16 protein-coding genes are annotated in these 20,647 nt (G+C 72.1%); 4 read left to right on the forward strand and 12 right to left on the reverse strand.

The annotated features are described in order from the left end of the window. Nucleotides 1-27 precede the first annotated feature (27 nt). A complete protein-coding gene (locus LEL83_RS08495; protein ID WP_225558481.1) occupies nucleotides 28-435 on the forward strand; it encodes a DUF4870 domain-containing protein in 408 nt (135 codons plus the stop codon). A gap of 12 nt (nucleotides 436-447) precedes the next feature. Here the strand turns inward: LEL83_RS08495 and hemW are convergent, their stop codons facing one another. Then, nucleotides 448-1,689, reverse strand: a complete 1,242-nt coding sequence (gene hemW / locus LEL83_RS08500) for a radical SAM family heme chaperone HemW (RefSeq protein WP_225558482.1) — start codon at nucleotides 1,687-1,689, stop codon at nucleotides 448-450. A 28-nt stretch (nucleotides 1,690-1,717) separates the two neighbouring features. On the opposite strand from hemW, the gene LEL83_RS08505 reads away from it, so the two are divergent. Next, the gene (locus LEL83_RS08505) at nucleotides 1,718-2,410 is read left to right on the forward strand and encodes an HAD family hydrolase (protein WP_225558483.1); all 693 of its coding nucleotides are present in this window, start codon (nucleotides 1,718-1,720) and stop codon (nucleotides 2,408-2,410) included. A gap of 65 nt (nucleotides 2,411-2,475) precedes the next feature. Here LEL83_RS08505 and LEL83_RS08510 read toward each other — a convergent pair whose 3' ends face one another. Beyond that, nucleotides 2,476-3,123 carry a DUF1990 domain-containing protein gene (locus tag LEL83_RS08510; protein WP_198658325.1) on the reverse strand — a complete coding sequence of 216 codons (648 nt, stop codon included), beginning with the start codon at nucleotides 3,121-3,123 and terminating at the stop codon, nucleotides 2,476-2,478. A 127-nt stretch (nucleotides 3,124-3,250) separates the two neighbouring features. On the opposite strand from LEL83_RS08510, the gene LEL83_RS08515 reads away from it, so the two are divergent. Beyond that, nucleotides 3,251-3,742 (forward strand): hypothetical protein, encoded by a 492-nt coding sequence (locus LEL83_RS08515; RefSeq protein ID WP_225558484.1) that lies wholly within the window; start codon nucleotides 3,251-3,253, stop codon nucleotides 3,740-3,742. 91 nt (nucleotides 3,743-3,833) lie between these two features. On the opposite strand, the gene lepA is transcribed toward LEL83_RS08515, so the two are convergent. Both lepA and LEL83_RS08525 read right to left on the reverse strand, forming a co-directional pair. Then, nucleotides 3,834-5,681, reverse strand: a complete 1,848-nt coding sequence (lepA, locus tag LEL83_RS08520; protein ID WP_198658323.1) for a translation elongation factor 4 — start codon at nucleotides 5,679-5,681, stop codon at nucleotides 3,834-3,836. Between the two features lie 155 nt (nucleotides 5,682-5,836). Then, entirely contained in the window at nucleotides 5,837-7,003 is a 1,167-nt protein-coding gene (locus LEL83_RS08525) for a pyridoxal phosphate-dependent aminotransferase (RefSeq protein WP_225558485.1), read from the reverse strand. Nucleotides 7,004-7,329: 326 nt separating this feature from the next. Here LEL83_RS08525 and rpsT point away from each other — a divergent pair, with 326 nt between their 5' ends. Further along, the gene (gene rpsT, locus LEL83_RS08530; protein ID WP_017886662.1) at nucleotides 7,330-7,590 is read left to right on the forward strand and encodes a 30S ribosomal protein S20; all 261 of its coding nucleotides are present in this window, start codon (nucleotides 7,330-7,332) and stop codon (nucleotides 7,588-7,590) included. Nucleotides 7,591-7,829: 239 nt separating this feature from the next. On the opposite strand, the gene holA is transcribed toward rpsT, so the two are convergent. The 8 genes from holA to LEL83_RS08570 form a co-directional block, all read right to left on the reverse strand. Continuing rightward, the gene (gene holA / locus LEL83_RS08535; protein ID WP_225558520.1) at nucleotides 7,830-8,813 is read right to left on the reverse strand and encodes a DNA polymerase III subunit delta; all 984 of its coding nucleotides are present in this window, start codon (nucleotides 8,811-8,813) and stop codon (nucleotides 7,830-7,832) included. Further along, on the reverse strand, nucleotides 8,698-11,253 hold the full coding sequence (locus tag LEL83_RS08540; protein ID WP_225558486.1) for a ComEC/Rec2 family competence protein: 2,556 nt from the start codon (nucleotides 11,251-11,253) through the stop codon (nucleotides 8,698-8,700). Before LEL83_RS08540 ends, holA begins: the two co-directional genes overlap by 116 nt. Before the next feature lie 11 nt (nucleotides 11,254-11,264). Then, complete coding sequence (locus tag LEL83_RS08545) at nucleotides 11,265-12,011, reverse strand: ComEA family DNA-binding protein (RefSeq protein ID WP_225558487.1); 747 nt, start codon at nucleotides 12,009-12,011, stop codon at nucleotides 11,265-11,267. Between the two features lie 161 nt (nucleotides 12,012-12,172). Next, complete coding sequence (gene leuS, locus LEL83_RS08550) at nucleotides 12,173-14,728, reverse strand: leucine--tRNA ligase (RefSeq protein ID WP_225558488.1); 2,556 nt, start codon at nucleotides 14,726-14,728, stop codon at nucleotides 12,173-12,175. 50 nt (nucleotides 14,729-14,778) lie between these two features. After that, on the reverse strand, nucleotides 14,779-16,485 hold the full coding sequence (cydC, locus tag LEL83_RS08555; protein WP_225558489.1) for a thiol reductant ABC exporter subunit CydC: 1,707 nt from the start codon (nucleotides 16,483-16,485) through the stop codon (nucleotides 14,779-14,781). After that, complete coding sequence (cydD, locus tag LEL83_RS08560) at nucleotides 16,482-18,137, reverse strand: thiol reductant ABC exporter subunit CydD (RefSeq protein ID WP_225558490.1); 1,656 nt, start codon at nucleotides 18,135-18,137, stop codon at nucleotides 16,482-16,484. Before cydD ends, cydC begins: the two co-directional genes overlap by 4 nt. A gap of 10 nt (nucleotides 18,138-18,147) precedes the next feature. Then, nucleotides 18,148-19,152, reverse strand: a complete 1,005-nt coding sequence (cydB, locus tag LEL83_RS08565; protein ID WP_225558491.1) for a cytochrome d ubiquinol oxidase subunit II — start codon at nucleotides 19,150-19,152, stop codon at nucleotides 18,148-18,150. A gap of 15 nt (nucleotides 19,153-19,167) precedes the next feature. Beyond that, the gene (locus LEL83_RS08570) at nucleotides 19,168-20,580 is read right to left on the reverse strand and encodes a cytochrome ubiquinol oxidase subunit I (protein WP_225558492.1); all 1,413 of its coding nucleotides are present in this window, start codon (nucleotides 20,578-20,580) and stop codon (nucleotides 19,168-19,170) included. Nucleotides 20,581-20,647 lie beyond the last annotated feature (67 nt).

Below are 20,647 nucleotides of genomic sequence, written 5' to 3' on the forward strand. Positions count from 1 at the left end.
CGGCTGCTCCCCCGATACGCTTCGGGCATGACCTACGGACAGCAGCCCGGTGGCCCGCAGAACCCGAACGGCCCCCAGTACCCGGGCGGGTACACCCCGCCGCAGCAGATGCGACCGGAGGACCAGCGCCTCTGGGCCACGCTGACCCACATCGGCGGCATCTTCTTCAACTTCGTCGCGCCCCTGGTGGCGTACCTGGTCCTGCGGGACCGCGGCAACTTCATCCGCGAGCACACCCGGGTCGCACTGAACTTCCACATCACGATGGGCATCGCCTACGTCGTCTCGGGACTCCTCACGGTCGTCCTGATCGGCGCGCTGTTGATCCCGCTGATCGCGGTCCTGACGCTCGTCTTCGGCATCATGGCCGCGATCGCCGCGAACCAGGGCCAGTTCTACCGCTACCCCCTGTCGATCGAGTTCATCAAGCAGTAGTCGGCGCGCTGCTCAGTCGAGCAGCTCCCGCACCACGGCGTCGGCGAGCAGGCGACCCTGCAGTGTCAGGTCGATCCGTCCCCGCACCGCGGCCGAGCCGTCCACCAGCCCACGCGCGATGAGCCCGGCGACCCGACCACGGGCCTCCTGGCGGATCTCGCTCGTGGCGAGTTCCCCGCGGACGCGGGCCGCGAGCAGCAGGCGCTCGACGTAGCGGGTCTCGTCGTCGATGGTCTCGCGGCCGGCGGCCGGCGACTCCCCCGACAGCACCCGGTTCGCGTACGCGGCCGGGTGCTTCACGTTCCACCAGCGCGTGCCGGCGACGGCGGAGTGCGCACCGGGGCCGACGCCCCACCAGTCGTGGCCCCTCCAGTACGACAGGTTGTGGCGACTCGCGTGCGCGTCGCCGCGCGCCCAGTTCGACACCTCGTACCAGGAGTACCCGGCGTCCCCGAGCACCTGGTCGGCGAGCTCGTACATGTCGGCCGCAAGGTCGTCGTCGGGAGCGGGCAGTTCACCGCGGGCGACCATCCGGCCCATCGCGGTGCCGTCCTCGACGATGAGCGAGTACGCCGACACGTGGTCGGGCTCGCAGGCGATCGCGGCGTCGAGCGAGGTGCGCCAGTCGTGGAGCGACTCCCCCGGCGTCGAGTAGATGAGGTCGAGCGACACGTCGAGCCCCTGCTGCTTCGCCAGGTCGACGACGACGGGCACCCGGAGCGGGTCGTGGGTGCGGTCGAGCGTCGCGAGCACGTGCGGCACCGCCGACTGCATGCCGTAGCTGATCCGGTTGAACCCGCCGGCGCGCAGCGTCTCGAGTGCCGCGGCGTCGACCGAGTCGGGGTTCGCCTCGGTCGTGACCTCGGCTCCCGGCAGGATGCCCCAGGTGTCGTCGATCGCCCGGAGGATCATCGCCAGGTCCGACGCCGGCAGCATGGTGGGCGTCCCGCCGCCGAAGAACACCGTCGACACCGGTCGCCGCGGTACCCCGGAGCGGTCGAGCACGGTCGCGGCCCACTCGATCTCGCGGACGGCGTGGCCGGCGTAGTCGTCGCGCCGGACCCCGCGCAGTTCCGACGCCGTGTACGTGTTGAAGTCGCAGTACCCGCAGCGGACCCGGCAGAACGGCACGTGCACGTACACGCCGAACGGCACGTCGCCCACCGCAGGTGCCCCTCCGGGAGCGCCGCCAGGACGCGGGACGATGAGCCCGTCCGCGGGCGCTGGATCGGCGATCGGGAGAGCACTCGGCATGGACTCCATTGTCCGTCATGATGGAGCCATGGAGCACCACCCCGTCCCCACCACGGTCCTGTGGGACATCGACGGCACCCTCGTGATGAACGCGTCGTCCCCGGGCAACCTGTACCACCTCGCGTTGGAGCGTGCGGTGGGCCGCGACCTGACGCTCCGCGTCGGGCACCAGCACGGGCGGACCGACGCCGGGCTGATCGCCGAGCACGTGCGGGCCCACGAGCTCGAGGACGACCTGATCCCCTCGGTCGGTCGCCACCTGCACGACCTGACCGCCGAGCGGCACGCCTCGGGTGACCACCGCAGTCCGGTCCCCGGTGCGAAGGCGCTCCTGTCGCGCTTCGCCGATCTCGGGTGGCGCAACGGCCTGCTCACCGGCAACTCGGCGTACCGCGCCCGGGTGAAGCTCACCGGGGCGGGCTTCGACCCCGACCTGTTCGACTGGGAGCACTCGTACTTCGGCGACACCGAGGTGGACCGCGCGGGCGTGACGCGGCGGGCAGCCGCGGAGCTCGCCGGGACCCGGGCGGTCATCGTCGGCGACACCCCGCGCGACGGCGAGGCCGCCGACGCCGCGGGCATCCCGTTCCTGGCCGTCGCGACCGGCGTCTACGACGTCGAGGCGCTCCGGCACACGAACGCGGTGACGATCGCCCGCGACTGCCGACAGGACGCCACTCTCATCGAGGACGCGATCGCCGCACTCCCGCCGCTCCGCTGACCGGCGAGCGCGCGCGACCGCCACACGGGCACGAGCACCAGCAGCGACACCGGCCGCCGCGACGCCTAGTCGCCCCGCAACGCCGCCAGGTACCGCTCCGCCATCACCTTCTGCTGCCGTCGCACCAGGGGCGCCACGAACCGCCACTTCCGGCTCGCCGGCTGCGAGAACTGCCGGATCTGCAGCCACACCGACCCGTCCGGCGTGCGCTCGACGACGAACGACTCCTCGCCGGAGAGCGGGTGCCCCTCGAGCGTGCCGTAGGCGAACCCCTTGCGGTCGTGCTCGTCGATGATGGACACCACGCGCACCGGCGCCTGCACGGTCTGCCCGAACGCGTGCATCGTCAGCGTCGCGCTCGTGCCCGCCGTGACGAGCGGGGTGCCGTCCGGCGCGAACTTCTCGACCCGGGGCGTCCCGATCGAGGCCGGCGCGATCGGCACACCGGCGTCGTCGAAGGTCACCGGGTTGTAGCGGACCTCGTCGTCATCGGGCTGTTCCTCGACGTGCACGCGCATGCCGCTGCGCTCCTGGATCTGCCAGGTGAGGGTCTGCGTGACCGCGGTCTCGAAGCGCTGGTCGCCGTGGCCGATGCGGGAGCGCGACTCCGACGGGGTGAACCCCTCCGGCGGGTACGTCATGAGGTCCGGCGCCTGGGTCGCACCCACGGCTCCGTACGTCAGGGCGGTCCGGTAGCTGCCGCGGATGCTCATGCCGCCATGCTACTTGGGCCGACCGCCCCGGGCCGAACCGCGGGACGGCTCCGGCAGGGTCGTCCGGATCGCGTGTGCCCCGGACTGGAGGCCCGACAAGCGTCCGGCCCGCGGCTATCGTCAGCGGGTGCCCCGCTCCACCCCCACCCGCCCGCGGTCCGTCGACCGCCGGACCGTCGCCTTCGCCGTGCTCACCCTCGTCGCCTTCGGCGTGGCGGCGTCCGCCCGCGCGCTGGTCGACGCCACCACCGCGGCGGCGGCGTCCCCCGCGCGGTACGCCACCGGTGCGCCGGGCACGTGGGACGGGTTCGACACGGCGAACGTCATCGCGGCCGTCGGGGCGAGTGCCGCCGGAGCCGGGGTCCTGCTGTTCGGAGCCGCCCTCGTCTCGGCGGTGTCCCGGCGCGCGGGACCACGGTTGCCGTCGGTCATCGGTGTCGTGACCCTCGCGATGGTGGTGGGCGCCGTCGTCGCCGGGATCGCCTCCGGCGAGCAGACCGACTTCGACGCGGCTGCGCGCTGGGCCATCCTGCGGACCGCACTGGCGGGACTGGCCGTGGCGAGCCTCCCGGCCCTCTGCCTGGCCGCCCTGCGGACCCGGGCCCGCCGCACCGGCTGAACCGGCGCCGAGCTTTCGCGCTCACCGACAGGTTTCGGCGGTCTCAGTGCGTGAGCTGTCGCTCAGCGCGGAACGCGCTGAGCGTCCGGCGCTACTTCTTCTTCTCCTCGACGTCGCCCGAGAGCGCCGCGATGAAGGCTTCCTGCGGCACCTCGACCCGACCGATGGTCTTCATGCGCTTCTTGCCCTCCTTCTGCTTCTCGAGGAGCTTGCGCTTGCGGGTGATGTCACCGCCGTAGCACTTGGCCAGGACGTCCTTGCGCATGGCGCGGATGCTCTCGCGGGCGATGATGCGGGCACCGATCGCGGCCTGGATCGGCACCTCGAACTGCTGGCGCGGGATGAGCTTGCGCAGCCGCTCGGTCATGAGCGTGCCGTAGGCGTACGCCTTGTCGCGGTGCACGATGGCGCTGAACGCGTCGACCTGGTCGCCCTGCAGCAGGATGTCGACCTTCACCAGGTCGGCCGCCTGGTCGCCGATGGGCTCGTAGTCGAGCGACGCGTAGCCCTGCGTCTTGCTCTTCAGCTGGTCGAAGAAGTCGAACACGATCTCGCCGAGGGGCATCTCGTAGCGGATCTCGACGCGGTCCTCGCCGAGGTACTCCATGCCGAGCAGCGAGCCCCGCCGTGACTGGCACAGCTCCATGATCGCGCCGACGTAGTCCTTCGGCGCCAGGATCGCGGCGCGCACCATCGGCTCGCGGACCTCGACGATCCGGCCGCCGGGGAACTCGGACGGGTTCGTGACCTCGGTGACCGAGTTGTCCTCGTTGGTGACCTCGTAGACCACGCTCGGCGCGGTGGTGATGAGGTCGAGGCCGAACTCCCGGCTGAGTCGCTCGGTGATGATCTCCAGGTGGAGCAGCCCGAGGAACCCGCAGCGGAAGCCGAAGCCGAGCGCCACGGAGGTCTCGGGCTCGTAGACCAGTGCGGCGTCGGAGAGCTTGAGCTTGTCGAGCGCGTCGCGGAGGTCCGGGTAGTCCGACCCGTCGATCGGGTACAGGCCCGAGAACACCATCGGCTTCGGGTCCGTGTAGCCGGGCAGCGGCTCGGTCGCGGGCTTCTGCGCGGTGGTGACGGTGTCGCCGACCTTCGACTGCCGCACGTCCTTGACGCCGGTGATCAGGTACCCGACCTCGCCGACGGAGAGCCCCTTCGTGGGCTTCGGCTCGGGGCTCGACACCCCGATCTCCAGGATCTCGTGCGTCGACTTCGTCGACATCATCTGGACCTTCTCGCGCGGCTGGATCGATCCGTCGATCATGCGCACGTAGGTCACGACGCCGCGGTAGCTGTCGTAGACCGAGTCGAAGATCATCGCGCGGGGCGCGGCGTCGACGTTGCCGACCGGCGCGGGGACGCGACGGACGACCAGGTCGAGGAGCTCGGGCACACCGACCCCGGTCTTGCCGGAGACGCGCAGGACGTCCTCCGGCTTGCCGCCGATGAGCTGCGCGAGCTCGGCGGCGTACTTGTCCGGGTCGGCCGCGGGCAGGTCGATCTTGTTGAGGACCGGGATGATCTCGAGGTCGTTCTCGAGCGCCAGGTACAGGTTCGCGAGCGTCTGGGCCTCGATGCCCTGGGCCGCGTCGACGAGCAGGATCGCGCCCTCGCACGCCGCGAGCGACCGGGACACCTCGTACGAGAAGTCGACGTGCCCGGGGGTGTCGATCATGTTGAGCGCGAAGGTCTCGCCGTCGAGTTCCCACGGCATGCGGACGGCCTGCGACTTGATCGTGATGCCGCGCTCGCGCTCGATGTCCATGCGGTCGAGGTACTGCGCACGCATCGCGCGGTCCTCGACGATGCCGGTGATCGACAGCATGCGGTCGGCCAGCGTCGACTTGCCGTGGTCGATGTGCGCGATGATGCAGAAGTTGCGGATCGCGTCGGCCGGGGTCGCGGCGGGCTCGAGCGGAGCGGATGCTTGTGGGCTCACGGTTCCTCAGGTGGGTCGGACGGTCGGACCAGTCTCCCACGGTTGCACGCCGGCGCGCGCACCCGCGGCCGACCTGTGGAGGCCGGGCGCCGCCGTGGACGTCGTGCAGGGCGGACGGGAGGCACGGGGCGGGCCGGCACCATGCCTCCCGTCCGTCAGAGGGTCGCGTGTGCCGGAGCCGGCAGGGCGCCGAGACCACGGCGGAGGTCGTCCGGGGTGGCTGCGAGGCACACGCGGATCCAGCCCTCGCCGGTGCGGCCGAAGGCGCTGCCCGGTGCGACGGCGACGTGCTCGCGCTGCAGGAACGCCAGGGCCCACGCGGCGACGTCCCCGTCCGACGCGTGCGACACGTCGACCCACAGGTAGAACGCCCCGCGCGGGTCGAGGTAGTGGATGCCGGCGGCGTCGAGCGTCTCCTTCGCCACGTCGAGGTTGGCCCGGTAGTGCTCCCGGGCGTCCCGCACCGCGGAGTGGTCCCCCACGATGGCCGCGAGGGCCGCGTACTGGTCGGGCTCGGCGACGCAGCTGATCATCGCCTCCTGCGTGGTGCGCATGGTGGGACCGAGCCCCTTCGGCGTCACGAGGTAGCCGACCCGCACGCCCGTCATCGCGTACGTCTTGCTCAGCGAGAAGGCGGAGAAGACCCGGTCGTCCTCGTCGAGGGCGGCCAGGCTGACGTGGCGGGTGCCGTAGGTGAAGTACTCGTAGACCTCGTCGCTGATGACCCACAGGTCGTGCCGCTTCGCGAACGCCAGCAGCGCCCGGAGCGTGTCCTCGCCGAAGACCGACCCGAGCGGGTTCGACGGCGAGTTCACGACGAGCACCCGGGTGCGCTCGGTGACGCTCGCCTCGAGCGCCTGCAGGTCGGGCTCGAACCCGTGCTGCGGCTCGAGCCGGTACGGCACCGGGGTCGCCCCGATGATGTGGGCGTTCATCGTGAAGGTCGTGTAGCCGGGATCGGGCACGAGCACCTCGTCGCCCGGGCTCAGGGTCAGCGTCATGGCCTGGAACAGCGCCTGCGTCGCCCCGATCGTCATCCAGATCTGCTCGAGGTCGGCCTCGATCCGGTTCTCGCGGCGCAGCTTGTCCCGCACGGCCTCGCGGAGCGGTGCAATGCCCCCGTTCGGCGTGTAGCCGGTGCGGTCCTCGGTCCACGCCCGTCGGGCGGCCTCGCCGATGTGCGGTGCCACCGGGACGTCCGGCTCGCCGATCACGAGCATCGTCACGTCGGTGCCGCTCGACTGCAGCAGTGCCGCTTGCTCGAAGACCCTGCGGATGCCGGAGGCGGGGACGGTGTCGATCCGAGACGCGAGGGAGGGCATGCCGCCACGGTATCCGCTCCGTGTTGCGGTGGAGTTTCGCGGGGGCCGGCCGCGGGCTCTCGCGGATCCGGCGGTGCTCCGTGCTTTGGGGGCGGCCCCCGGGGTCGGGCGTTTCGTGCTTTGGTGGCGGCCCCCGGGGTCGGGCGTTTCGTGCTTTGGTGGCGGCCCCCGGGGTCGGGCGTTTCGTGCTTTGGTGGCGGCCCCCGGGCCTGGTAGTGTTGGTGGCTGGCTTCCGCGTTCCCCGCCCACGGGTGGAACGCGATGCGACCAAGGGCCCCTCTACCCTGCGGTCGCGCCCACCCGTACGAGACGAGCAGGAGCAGTTCATGGCGAACATCAAGTCGCAGATCAAGCGCATCAAGACCAACCTCAAGGCCACCGAGCGCAACAAGGCGTACAAGTCGGAGCTCAAGACGCACATCCGTCGCGCCAACGACGCTGTCGCCGCCGGTGACAAGGACAAGGCCGTTGCCGCCCTGGCCCTCGCGTCGAAGAAGCTCGACAAGGCCGTGAGCAAGGGTGTCATCCACAAGAACCAGGCCGCGAACCGCAAGTCGGCCATCGCGAAGAAGGTCTCGTCGCTCTGACGCACTGACCCTTCCGGTCTGCACGAAGGCCCCGCACCGTTGGTGCGGGGCCTTCGTCGTGTGTGGGGCGCGTGCGGGGGTGCGTGCGCGGGGTGCGTGCGCGTGTGGCACTTCGTGAGCAGGAATGGTCGGGTCGCGAGGTCGCACCCGACCATTCCTGCTCACGAGATGCCGCCGAGCGATGCGACGACCAGCAGGACAGGCGGCCGGGTCGCCACGGCCGGGAGGCGTGGGTCGCCTCAGCGGGGCTCGCCGCGTCGGGCGATGGTGCGGACCATCACCTCGAGCGCGTAGTGCGCGTCGCGGGAGCCACCCTTCACCGCGGTGTCGGCCTCGGCGATGCTGATGATCGCGTTCGCCAGGCCGGACTCACTCCAGCCCGCCACGTCACGCTGGGCACGCTGTACCTGCCACGGTGCCATGCCGAGCGCGGAGGCAGCCTGGCCGCTCGGGCCTCGGAAGGCGCTCACCTTCGCCATCGTGCGGATCTTGCTCGCGAACGCCGCGACGATCGGGACCGGTGCCTCACCCGTGGCGAGGGCGTGCCGGAGCTCGACGATCGCCGGCGCCGACCGCCCCGCGAGCGCGATGTCCGCCACCTTGAACGCGTTCGTCTCGACGCGTCCGCCGTAGTACTTGTCGACGACCTTGTCGGTGATCTCCTCGGCCTCGTCCGCCAGGAGCTGCCGGCACGCCGCTGCGAGCTCGGCCAGGTCGTCCGCGAAGGCTGCCACGAGGGTCCGCACCGCCGAGGGCGCGATCCGGCGCCGGGCGGCCCGGAACTCCGCGTTCACGAAGTCGATGCGGTCGGTCTCGCGCTTGAGTTCGTCGCACAGCACCTCGACGCCACCGCCGACCCCGCTGCGGATGGTGTCGAGGAGCTTCTTGCCGCGCATGCCGCCGCCGTGCCGCAGCACCAGCGTGACGTCGTCGGCGGGGGCCTGCAGGTACGAGATCGTCTCGGTGATGAAGGCGTCGGTGCACTTCTCGACGTTCGTGACCTGCACGAGTCGGGGCTCCCCGAACAGCGAGGGGCTGGCGAGCGTGGCGAGCAGGCCGGGGGCGTACTGGTCCGCCTCGAGGTCGTGCACCTCGAGCGCCGGGTCCTCACCCTGCAGCAGGTCCTTGAGCACACCGCGGGCGCGGTCGGCCAGGAACGCTTCCGGCCCGGTCACCAGGACGACCGGGGCCGGACGGATGCCCGACCACGGGACCTGGTCGATCTTCGCGGCGGCGCGCGCGGGCTTCTTGGCGGCCATGGGGTCCTTCCGGTGGTGCCGGCCCGGACGGTGCCGGGTCGAGTCGTGCTCCGACGATCCTACGGGCGGCCGCCGACGGCGTGCGTTCCGTCCACACCCGCACCTCGTCGACGCCGGACCGGGCGAGCACCACGGTGCCGCGCTCGTCCGTGCGGAGCGGCACCGTGCCGGCGGCCTCCAGCACCCCGAGGGCCGACCGCGTCGGGTGACCGTAGGTGTTGTCCGCCCCGACGCCGATGAGGCCGACCCGCGCGGCGAGGTCCCGGTAGAGCTGCGCGTCCTGGTCGGCCGAGCCGTGGTGCGCCACCTTGACGACGTCGATCGGTGCCGTCGGCAGTGCGCCGGCGCTGCGCAGACCGCGCTGCGACGACTCCCCCAGGTCACCGAGGAAGACCCCGGTCAGACAGGCGTCGCACCGCTCCCCCTCCGGCGGACCCGTGACCAGCACGATGCTCGCGTCGTTGCCGGAGTCGGGGTCGCCGGCACGTGGCCACACCACGCGCCAGGCGAGTGCCCCGAGGACACCGGAGGCGCGGTCGTCGGCCGTCCGCACGTCCACCCCGGCACGCTGGAGCTCGGAGACGACCCGGGCGTCGGCGGCGCGGCCGACGGTGCCGACCAGGGCGGTCTCGGCGATGCCGGACACCGCGCCCACCGCTCCGACGTGGTCGCGGTCGAAGTGCGTCAGCACGAGGAGGTCGACCCGTGTGACCCCGAGCAGGTCCAGGCAGGCACGGAGCCGTTCCTCGTCGTCACCGGTGTCCACGAGCCCGACCGCGTCGTCGTCGCGGAGCAGCACGGCATCGCCCTGCCCGACGTCGCACGCCGCGACCGACCAGTCGTCGGGGACCGTCCCCCGGACCACGAGCACGGGGACGGTCACCGCGGCCACGCCGATCACGGCCACCGTCGCCGCGGCGAGCAGCAGGCGGGATCCTGCACGACCCCGGACCAGCACGGCCGTCGCGACGCAGCCGCACACGAGCACGGCGGCGGCGACCCCGAACGAGCCGGCCGGCCAGGGTACGGAGGCGTACGGCAGGGCGGCGGCCCCGTGGGCGACGGCCCCGACGGCGGCAGCGGGGACCCACGCGACGGCCGCGAGCACCTGCGCGCCGGGCGGCCACACCGGAGCCAGTGCGCACGCGGCAAGCCCGATCACCGTGACGACCGGTGCGAACGGCTCCGCCAGCAGGTTCGCCGGGACCGCGTAGGTCGGGAGCGCCGCCGACAGCGGGATCGTGACCGGCCAGCACGCCACCTGGGCGGCCACCGGGATCGCCAGCGCCGCTGCCACGGGCGTCCACAGGCGACGCGCCAGCAGCTCGGTGAGCGGTGGTCCGAGCACCACGATCCCGCTGGTGGCGAGCACGGACAGGGCGAACGCGAACGACCGCGCGAGCCAGGGGTCGGCGACGAGCATGCCGACCGCGGCGAGGGCGATGAGCGGCACGCCCCGCACGGGACGGCCGACGAGGTGCACGACGAGCACCACGATCGCCATCACGGCCGCCCGCACGATCGAGGGGTCGGGCCGCACGAGCACGACGAACACCAGCAGCACCACGACGGCCAGCGCAGCCCGGACGCCACGAGGCAGGCCACACGCCCGCCCGACCACGACGACGAGGCCCACCACCACGGCGCAGTTCGATCCGGACACCGCCGTCAAGTGGGTCAGCGCCGAGGTCTCCATGGCCGCCTCGGTCGCGGGGTCGAGTCCGGATCGGTCGCCGATCACGAGCCCGCGGAGCAGTGCCGCGCCGGGCTGCGGCAGATCGGCGGTGGCCTGCACGAAGGCCTGCCGCGCGGCGTCCGTCGCGCCGAGCAGCCCGTCGGGCGGCACCGACGACGGCGTCCCGCGCAGGAACACCACGAAGGCCGTCGTGGACCCGGGGCCGTCCCGCTGCAGTGTCGCCGCCCCGGCCACCCGGGCACCGGCGGGCAGCACGACCCCAGATTGGTCACCGTGCACGTCGGGGACGAGGCGGACCGGCACACGAAGATCGTCGAGGTCGCCCGCGCGCACCAGCTTCGCGGTGACCGACCGGTCACCCGGCGCGAGGTCGCGGGTCAGCACGGCCTCGACGTCGACGCTCCTGGCCTCCGGACCGGCGACGAGGGCGCGCAACGGCTCGGGTGCCCGACGCGACTCCCCCTCGGTGACGGACACCGCGAGCAGCGCGGACAGGGCCGCCGTCACGAACACCAGGCCGGCCACGACCGCCACTGCCCCGGACCGCCGCCGTCCGAGCACGACGCCGCTGACGACGACCAGGACGGCCGCGACGCCCCCGGCCGTCGCGGCCGCACCGGGCTGCCCGACGAGCAGCGCGGCCACGACCCAGGCGACCGCCACCGGTACCGCGACCCGCAGGTCGACCGCACTCGGTGCGAGCTGCACCGCGGTCCCCCTCAGACCCGAACCCGGTCGCGCAGCTCGGCGAGCCGCCCGTCGCCGATCCCGCTGACGTCGAGCAGGTCCTCGACCGCGGCGAACCGACCGTGCTCGTCACGCCACGCGATGATCCGACCGGCCAGCCCCGGGCCGATACCGGGCAGGCTCTCGAGCGCGGCCTGGTCGGCGGTGTTCAGGTCGACGACGGCCGGAGTCCCGGAACCGGCAGCGCCGCCGTCGACCACGGACGCGTCCGGAGACCCGGCGGCGGCGCCCCCGGTGACCGGGCCGAGCGCCTCGGGCACGTCCTGCTGCCCCACCCGCGGCACGTACAGCCGCTCGCCGTCCGTCAGGACCCGGGCCAGGTTGAGCCGGTCGAGGTCGGCGTCGTCGGTGGCTCCGCCGGCCCGTTCGATCGCGTCACCCACGCGGGTCGCCGCCGGGAGTTCGACCACGCCCCCGCGTCGCACCGCCCCGAGCACGTGCACCACCACGCGCCCCGCGTCGGGACCGCCGCCGCCACCCGGGGTCGACGGAGCGCCGGCACCGGCAGTCGGGGACGGCGTACCCGTCGCACCACCCGGCCCGGCGGTCGGGGCACCACGGACCACCACACCGCCCGCGCCCCCGCCACCCGCGGCCAGCGCGCCGGCCAGGACCACCACGACGGCGATCACGACCGCGGCAGCGGCCAGCACCACGGCAGCCCGCGGCGACAACGCGAGACGGGACCACCACGGTCCGGGAGACGACGGCGACGACATGCCCGGAACGCTACGGAGCCCGGCCGGTCCGCCGGGCTCCGAGGGTCACGCCCGTGGACGGTCGCCGCGACCGCCCCTGCTGTGGAGGGACGTCGCGGGCGACGGCGCCAGCAGACGTCGTGGGCGACGGCGCCAGCAGACGCCGCTCGCGACGGCGGCCGCTACCCCTTGATCGCGATGTTGACGAGCTTCGGCGCCCGCACGATCACCTTCACGATCTCGCGGTCACCGATGTACCGCTGCACGTTCGCCGACGACCGTGCGAGCTGCTCGAGCTCGTCCGCCTCGATCGACTTCGACACCTCGAACGAGTCCCGCACCTTGCCGTTGACCTGCACGACGGCCGTCAGGATCTCCTGCACGAGCAGCGTCGGGTCGGCCTTCCGCCAGCCGTACGTGGCGACGGTGGCCTCGTAGCCCAGCTTCTCCCACATCTCCTCGCCGGTGTACGGCGCGAACACGGCCAGCCCGAGCGCGATGGTCTCGACGGCTTCGCGGACGGCGGGGTCACCGGCACCGGGGCCGCTGTCGATCGCCTTGCGGGTGACGTTCACCAGGTCCATCAGCCGCGCGATCACGACGTTGAACTTGAACGACTCCATCATCCCGGGGGCGTCGGCCAGGAACCGGTGGGTGACCTGACGGAGCGCCCGGTCACCGTCGGCCCACACGGCGTCCCGCGACGACGTGACGTCGAGCGCCAGGCGGTACGCACGGGCCAGGAACCGAGCCGAGGCGGACGGCGAGACATCCTCCCAGTTGATGTCGTCCTCCGGCGGGCCGGCGAAGCCCATCACCAGGCGGATGGCGTCGACACCGTTGGCGTCGAGCTCGTCACCGAGCGAGACGCCGCCCTTCGACTTCGACATCTTCGACCCGCCGGACAGCACCATGCCCTGGTTGAGCAGCGCCGAGAACGGCTCGGTGAAGTCGAGGTAGCCCAGGTCGAACAGCACCTTGGTGACGAAGCGGGCGTAGAGCAGGTGCAGGATCGCGTGCTCGATGCCACCGATGTACTGGTCGACCGGCGCCCAGCGGCGCGCAGCTGCGGGGTCGAACGCCTGCGTGTCGTCCTGCGCCGACAGGAAGCGCAGGAAGTACCACGACGAGTCGACGAAGGTGTCCATCGTGTCGGTGTCGCGGAGCGCCGGGGTGCCGTCGACCGGGTTCGGGACGTTCACCCAGTCGGTCGCACCGCCGAGCGGCGAGGTACCCTTCGGCTTGAGGTCGAGCCCCTCGGTGTCCGGCAGTCGCACCGGCAGCTCGTCGAGCGGCACCGGGTGCTCCGTGCCGTCGGCGCCGTGGATGATCGGGATCGGGGTGCCCCAGAAGCGCTGGCGCGAGATGAGCCAGTCGCGCAGACGGTAGGTCTTGGCCGCACGGCCGGTGCCGCGCTCCTCGAGCAGGGCGATCGCCGCCGTGATGGCGTGCTGCTTCGACATGCCGTCGAGCGGACCGGAGTTGATCATCCGACCCTGGCCGGTCAGCGCCTCGCCGGTGGCCACCGGGTCGAGGGTCGGCACGTCGAAGTCGTCGAGTGTCGCACCCTCGGGGATGACCGGGATCGCCCCGGTCACGGCGGCGTTCGTGTCGACGACGACCTTCACGGGCAGGTCGAACGCCCGGGCGAAGTCGAGGTCGCGCTGGTCGTGCGCGGGGACGGCCATGACCGCACCGTGACCGTAGTCGGCGAGGACGTAGTCGGCGGCCCAGATCGGCAGGCGCTCACCGGTCAGCGGGTGGATCGCGGAACGGCCCAGCGGCACGCCCGTCTTCGGGCGGTCGGCGTTCTGCCGGTCGATCTCGGAGGTCTTCTGCGTCGCGGTCAGGTAGTCCGTGAACGCAGCACGCACGTCGTCGGGCGCCGATGCGACCAGTTCGCTCGCCAGGTCGGAGTCCGGCGCGACCACCAGGAACGTCACGCCGTGGATCGTGTCCGGGCGCGTGGTGAAGACCGTGACGGGCTCGTCGCGGCCCTCGATGACGAAGTCGACGTCAGCGCCGACGGAGCGGCCGATCCAGTTGCGCTGCTGCGCGATGACCTTGGCGGGCCACCGGCCCTCGAGCTGGTTGAGGTCGTCGAGCAGCCGGTCGGCGTACTTCGTGATCGCGAAGTACCACTGCGTCAGCTTCTTCTTGACGACGACGGCGCCGGAGCGGTCCGAGGTGCCGTCGGGCAGGACCTGCTCGTTCGCGAGCACCGTCTGGTCCACCGGGTCCCAGTTGACCCAGCTGTCCTTCCGGTACGCCAGGCCCTTCTCGTACATCTTCAGGAACAGCCACTGGTTCCACTTGTAGTACTCGGGGTCGGACGTGTGGATCTCGGTGGTCCAGTCGAACGACGGCGCGTAGCGCTTGAACGACGCCTTCTGCTGCTCGATGTTCGCGTACGTCCACTCCTTCGGGTCGACCCCGCGCTTGATCGCCGCGTTCTCGGCGGGCAGCCCGAAGGAGTCCCAGCCGATCGGGTGCAGCACGTTGAAGCCCTGCTGGCGCCAGTAACGCGCGACGAAGTCGCCGAGCGCCCAGTTCTCGGCGTGCCCCATGTGCAGGTCGCCGGACGGGTACGGGAACATCTCGAGGATGTACTTGCGCGGACGCGTGTCGTCGAGGTCCGTGGTGAAGAGCCCGAGCTCCTCCCAGCGGGGCTGCCACTTGTCCTGGATACGACGGAAGTCGTAGGCGTTCGGGTCCTCGGCGTGCTGCTCGGTGGTCACGGTCCTCAACGATACAAGCCGGGAGGCCCGCCCCGCGTCCGCCTGTCGGCTCACCCTGCGAGCAGGCGTCCGTCCCGCATCCGCAGGGTGCGGTCGACCAGGTCCGGTGCGACCGGCACGTGCGACACGATCACGACGGTGCGCCCGGCGGCGCGGGCGGTGGTGACGAGGTCGCGGAGCACCGCCGCACCGAGGTCCGGATCGACGTCGGCGGTCGGTTCGTCGAGCACGAGCACCGGGAACGCGTGCAGCAGCGCACGGGCGAGGGCCAGGCGGTGCGCCTGCCCGCCGGAGACCAGGGCGCCACGCTCCCCCACGGGGGCGTCGAGCCCACCGCGCCGCCCGACCCAGTCGCCGAGTCCGACGCGGTCGAGCACGGCGAGCAGTTCGGCGTCGGTCGCCGTGTCGCGCGCGAACAGCAGGTTCTGGCGCACGGACTGGTCGAACACGAACGGGTCCTGCTCGATGAGTCCGATCCGGGCGCGCACGGCGTCGGGGTGCATGGTCCGGGCCTCGACGCCGTCGAGCGTGTACGAGCCCCGGTGGTCGACGAACCGGACGAGCGCGTCGACGAGCGTGCTCTTCCCCGCGCCGCTCGGTCCGGCGAGCACGACGACCTCGCCCGGGTGCAGGTCGAAGGAGACGCCGTCGACCGCCGGACGGTCGGCCCCCGGCCAGCGCACCGTCAGGTCGCGCACGGCGACCGTCACCGGACCGTCGACCACGAGCGCGGCGGGGTCCGCGTCCTCGTCGGGCTCGGCGACGATCCCCGCGGGGACCTCGGTCGGCACGATCTCCTCCACGCGGTCCGCGGCGGCCCGCACCCGGCGGAACGTGAGGACGGCGAGCGGCACGCTGCCGACGACCTCGAACAGCGCGAGCGGCACGAAGACCGCGAGGGCCCAGAGCGGACCGCGCAGCGCACCGGACACCACCGCGGGGGCGGCGACGGCCAGCACGCCGATGACGGCACCGCCGCCGACGAGCCCGACGAGGGCACCCACGAGGGACTCCACCGCACCCCGGCGTCGCACGGCCCGGGTGACCCCGGCGTCGAGCCGCGCGATGTGGGCGAGCCGTCCCTGCAGGGTGCCGTAGGCGGCGAAGACGTCCAGCGTCCGGACCGTGTCGAGCACCAGGTCGGCCACCCGACCCCGGTCGGCCGCGGTCTCGCGCTCGGAGCGCTCCGCGATCGCCGTCGTGGCGACCGATCCGACCAGGGCCGCGACCGCGAGTGCGAGGACCAGCACGAGCGCCGCCGGCACCGACACCAGGGCGACCGCGACCACGGACAGCACGGCGGCAACGACCGCGGACACGAGCGGGCCCACGACCCGGATCGGCAGGTCCTGCAGCCGGTCGGTGTCCGTGACGAGTCGTGTCATCAGGTCGCCGCGCCCGGTGCGCCCGAGCCCCGCGGGCGCGACCGATGCGAGCCGTCGGTACATCTCCGTGCGCACCACGGCGAGTTGCCGGAACGACGCGTCGTGTCCGGCCAGTCGGTCGACGTACCGCAGCACCGCACGCCCGAGCGCGAACGCCCGCACGCCGACCATCACGAGGGTGAGGTAGAGGATCGGCGGGTGCTCGGCGGCCCGGGTGATGAGGTACCCGCTCGCCGCGAGCAGCGCCACCGCGCAGAGGGCGCTGAGCGACCCGGCCGCCACCGCCTTCGCCCAACCGGCCCCGTGCGGCATGGCGAGCCGCAGGACGGACGCACCACGGGCCTCCCGACCGACCGCCGTCCGGCGGCTCATGCGCGCACCCCCGGTCGCACGGTGACGGATCCGTCCGGGGCGACGTCGACACGGACGTCCGCGGCGGCGACGACCGCCGGTCGGTGGCTGGCGACCACGACGACGGCGCCGTCGTCGGCGAGTCCGCGGATCGTCGCGACGACGCGGGCCTCGGCCTCGGCGTCGAGCGCGGAGGTCGGCTCGTCCAGGAGCACGAGCGGGGTCTGCGCGCGCCGGGCCCGGTACAGGGCCCGCGCGACGGCGACGCGCTGCGCCTGCCCGCCGGACAGGCCGCTGCCACCGGCGCCGACCTCGAGGTCCGGCTCCAGCGGCAGCCCGGCGTCGCGCAGCGCGGTCCGGACGTCGGCGTCGTCGGGGGTGGGGCTGAGCGCGACGTTCTCGGCGACGGTCCCGCGGACGAGTCGCGGTCGCTGGTCCGCCCAGGCGATCCGTTCGGCGGGGGTGGTGCCGGCGGCGCCGGGGAGGAGCACGTCCCCCTCGCTGGCCAGCACACCCCGGACCGCCGCGATGATGCTCGACTTGCCCGAGCCACTCGGCCCGGCGAGCACCACGACCGTGCCCGGTCCGGCGTGCAGGTCGAACGGACCGATCACGACGTCGGGCCGTCGGACGGTCAGGCCCCGCACGGTCAGGGCGGTCGCTGCGGGCACGGTGGCCGCGGCCGACGCGGGACCGGCGGCGTCGGTGTCGGCGTCGGACAGGACGTCGAGCACCGCACCCGATGCCTCGACGCCGTCCTGTGCGGCGTGGAAGTCGGCGCCGACCTGGCGGATCGGAGCGAACGCCTCGGGGGCGAGGACGAGCACGAACATCGCCGCGCCGAGTCCCAGCGACCCGTCGACCAGGCGGATGCCGATCGACACGGCGACGAGCGCCACGGACAGGCTCGCCGCGAGCTCGAGTGCGAACCCGCTGACGAAGGACAGCCGGAGCACGCCGAGCGTCCCCCGTCGGTACTCGTCGGTGACGGTGCCGATGCGACCGACCTGGCGGCGCGCGCGTCCGAACACCTTGAGCGTGGCGAGCCCCTCGACGGCCTCGAGGAACGCACCGCCGAGCTTCGCGAGTGCGTCCGCCTGCTTCCGTTGCAGGGCCTGCGTCGCCAGCCCGATCAGGATCATGAACACCGGGATCACCGGCAGGGCGAACAGGATGATCAGCCCGCTCGTCAGGTCGCCCAGCGCGATCGCGACCAGGAGCGCCGGTGTCGCGATCGCGGTCAACGCGAGCTGCGGCAGGTACCGGCCGAAGTAGGCGTCGAGCGCGTCGAGCCCCGGCCCGAGCGTCGTCGCGAACCCGGCGCTCGACCGGCCGGCGAGCCACGACGGGCCACGCTCGGCGGCGCGGGCGAGCACCGCGGTCCGGAGTTCGCTCTTCACCGTCGCCGCGGCACGCGCTGCCAGGTCGTCGGTCGCCCAGGCCGCGACGGCGCGCAGTGCGAAGGCGCCGCCGAGGAACGCCAGTGACTGCCCGAAGGCGACCGGGACCGAGCCGTCCCCGACCGCGTCGACCCCGAGGGTGACCGCAGCGGCGATCCCCCACGCGATCCCGATGGTCGCGATCGTCCGCAGCAGCCCGGTGCCGGCGGCGGCGACGATGAAGCCGCGCGCCGTCCGGGACAGTCGCAGGAGTCGGGGGTCGAGGGGCTTCACCGTCGGCCGCCTAGTGCGCGGCCGCGGTGATCTGGGCGCGGGAGACGCGCTTGCGGAACACCCAGTAGGTCCACGCCTGGTACGCGAAGACCAGCGGCACGAAGATCAGCGCCACCCAGCTCATCACGGTGAGCGTGTACGAGCCGGACGAGGCGTTGTACACGTTCAGGCTGTTCGCCGGTTCGTTCGAGGCGGGCATGACGTCCGGGAAGATCGCCGTGAACATCGCCAGGACGACCGCGGCGATGGTGAGGGCCATCAGCGTGAACGCGCGCCCTTCCCGGCCCCAGGCGTTGCAGAGCACGGCGAGCACGAGCGCGAGCGCCGCGACGACGGAGAGCACGAGCGACGCCGGGGTGGCGCGGACGAACGCCATGGACACCAGGAACGCCGCGCCGACCACGACGGTCACGATCCCGGCCCGCGTCGCCAGCCGCATGGCCCGCTGACGCATCTCACCGTCGGTCTTGAGCGCGACGAACACGACCCCGTGGGTGAAGAACACCAGCAGCGTCGCAGCGCCGGTCAGCAGCGCGAACGGGTTGAGCAGGTCGAACAGCGTGCCGGTGTAGTTGTGGTCGGCGTCCATCGGGATGCCCCGGACGACGTTGCCGAACGCGACGCCCCACAGGAACGCGGGGACGGCGCTGCCGACGACGATCATCAGGTCGAAGCGGCGCTTCCACTCGAGGTGCTTGTTCTGGTGCCGGTACTCGAACGACACCCCGCGGGCGATGAGCGCGGCCAGGATGAGCAGCAGGGCCAGGTAGAAGCCGGAGAACATCGTCGCGTACCACTCCGGGAAGGCCGCGAACAGGCAGGCACCGGCGACGATGACCCACGTCTCGTTGAGGTCCCAGACCGGGCCGATGGTGTTGATCAGGACCCGACGGTCGGTGTCGTCCTTGCCGAGGAACGGCAGGGACATCCCGACACCGAAGTCGAATCCGTCGAGGACGAAGTAGCCGACGAAGAACACGCCGACGATCGCGAACCAGAGGACGGGGAGATCCATCAGACAGCATCCATTTCAGTACACGGTCACTTCGTGCTTGACCTCGCCGGTCTCCTCGTCGACCTCTGCCGGGTCGGCGGGGCCCTCCTGGGCGACCTTCTTGATGAGCTTGAACTCGACGACCGCCAGGGCGCCGTAGATCAGGGTGAAGACCAGCAGCGAGATGAGCACCTCGAGCCCGGTCACGTTGGGCGAGACGCCGTCCTCCGTCCGGAGCAGACCGAACACGAGCCACGGCTGGCGGCCCATCTCGGTGAAGATCCAGCCGACGATCATCGCGGCCATCGGCAGCGGCACGGTCCAGGTGGCGACGCGCCAGACCCAGCGCTGCGTGGGGAACCGGCCCTTGCGGGTCAGCCAGAGCCCGACCACCGAGACCAGGACCGCACCGATCCCCAGGGCGATCATCCAGCGGAACGACCAGTAGGTGACCCAGATGATCGGCTTGTAGTCGCCGGGGCCGTAGACCCCGGTGTACTGCGCCTGCAGGTCGTTGATGCCCTCGACGGTGCCGTTGAAGGTGTGCGTCGACAGGAAGGACAGCAGGTACGGCACCCGGATCGAGAACAGTTCGTGCACGCCGTCCGGGGTGCCGAGCGTGAAGATCGAGAACGAGGCGTCCTTGCCGGTCGCGGTGTTGTAGAGCGCCTCGGCCGCCGCCATCTTCATCGGCTGCGTCTCGACCATGGTGAGACCGAGCTGGTCGCCCGTCAGGACGGTGAGCGCGCCGGCCGCCAGCATGGTCCACATGCCGAACTTCAGCGCCGGCATCATCGTCTCGAGGTTCTGGTTCCGGGCCAGGTGGTACGCGGCGACGGCGATGATGACCGCCGCGGCGACCATGAAGCAGGCGAAGAGCGTGTGCGGGAACGCCGCCAGGGCGACCTTGTTGCCGAGCACCGCCCAGATGTCGGTCAGTTCCGCGCGCCCCTTGGCCTCGTTCATCGCGAAGCCGACCGGGTTCTGCATGAACGCGTTCGCGGCGATGATGAAGTACGCCGACATGATCGTGCCGGCGCTGACACACCAGATGCTCGCCAGGTGCAGGCCCTTCGGCAGGCGGTCCCAGCCGAAGATCCAGACGCCGATGAACGCCGCCTCGAAGAAGAACGCGAGGATGCCCTCGAGCGCGAGCGGCGCTCCGAAGACGTCGCCCACGAAGCGCGAGTAGTTCGACCAGTTCATGCCGAACTGGAACTCCTGCACGATGCCGGTGACGACGCCCATCGCGAAGTTGATCAGGAAGATCCGCCCGAAGAACCGCGTCAGCTGCAGGTAGTGCGCGCGACCGGTCCGGTACCAGGCGGTCTGGAACACGGCCACGACCGCGGCCATGCCGATCGTCAGCGGAACGAAGAGGAAGTGGTAGATGGTCGTGAGACCGAACTGCCACCGCGACAGCAGGAGGGGATCGAGGAGGTCGTTCATGCGGCGTTCCCCAGCCGGGTCGCCGCGCGCTGTTCGTGCACGTCAGTAGCTTCCTGTGGATCGGATA

The organism is Curtobacterium oceanosedimentum, from assembly GCF_020297365.1.
Lineage (GTDB): Bacteria > Actinomycetota > Actinomycetes > Actinomycetales > Microbacteriaceae > Curtobacterium.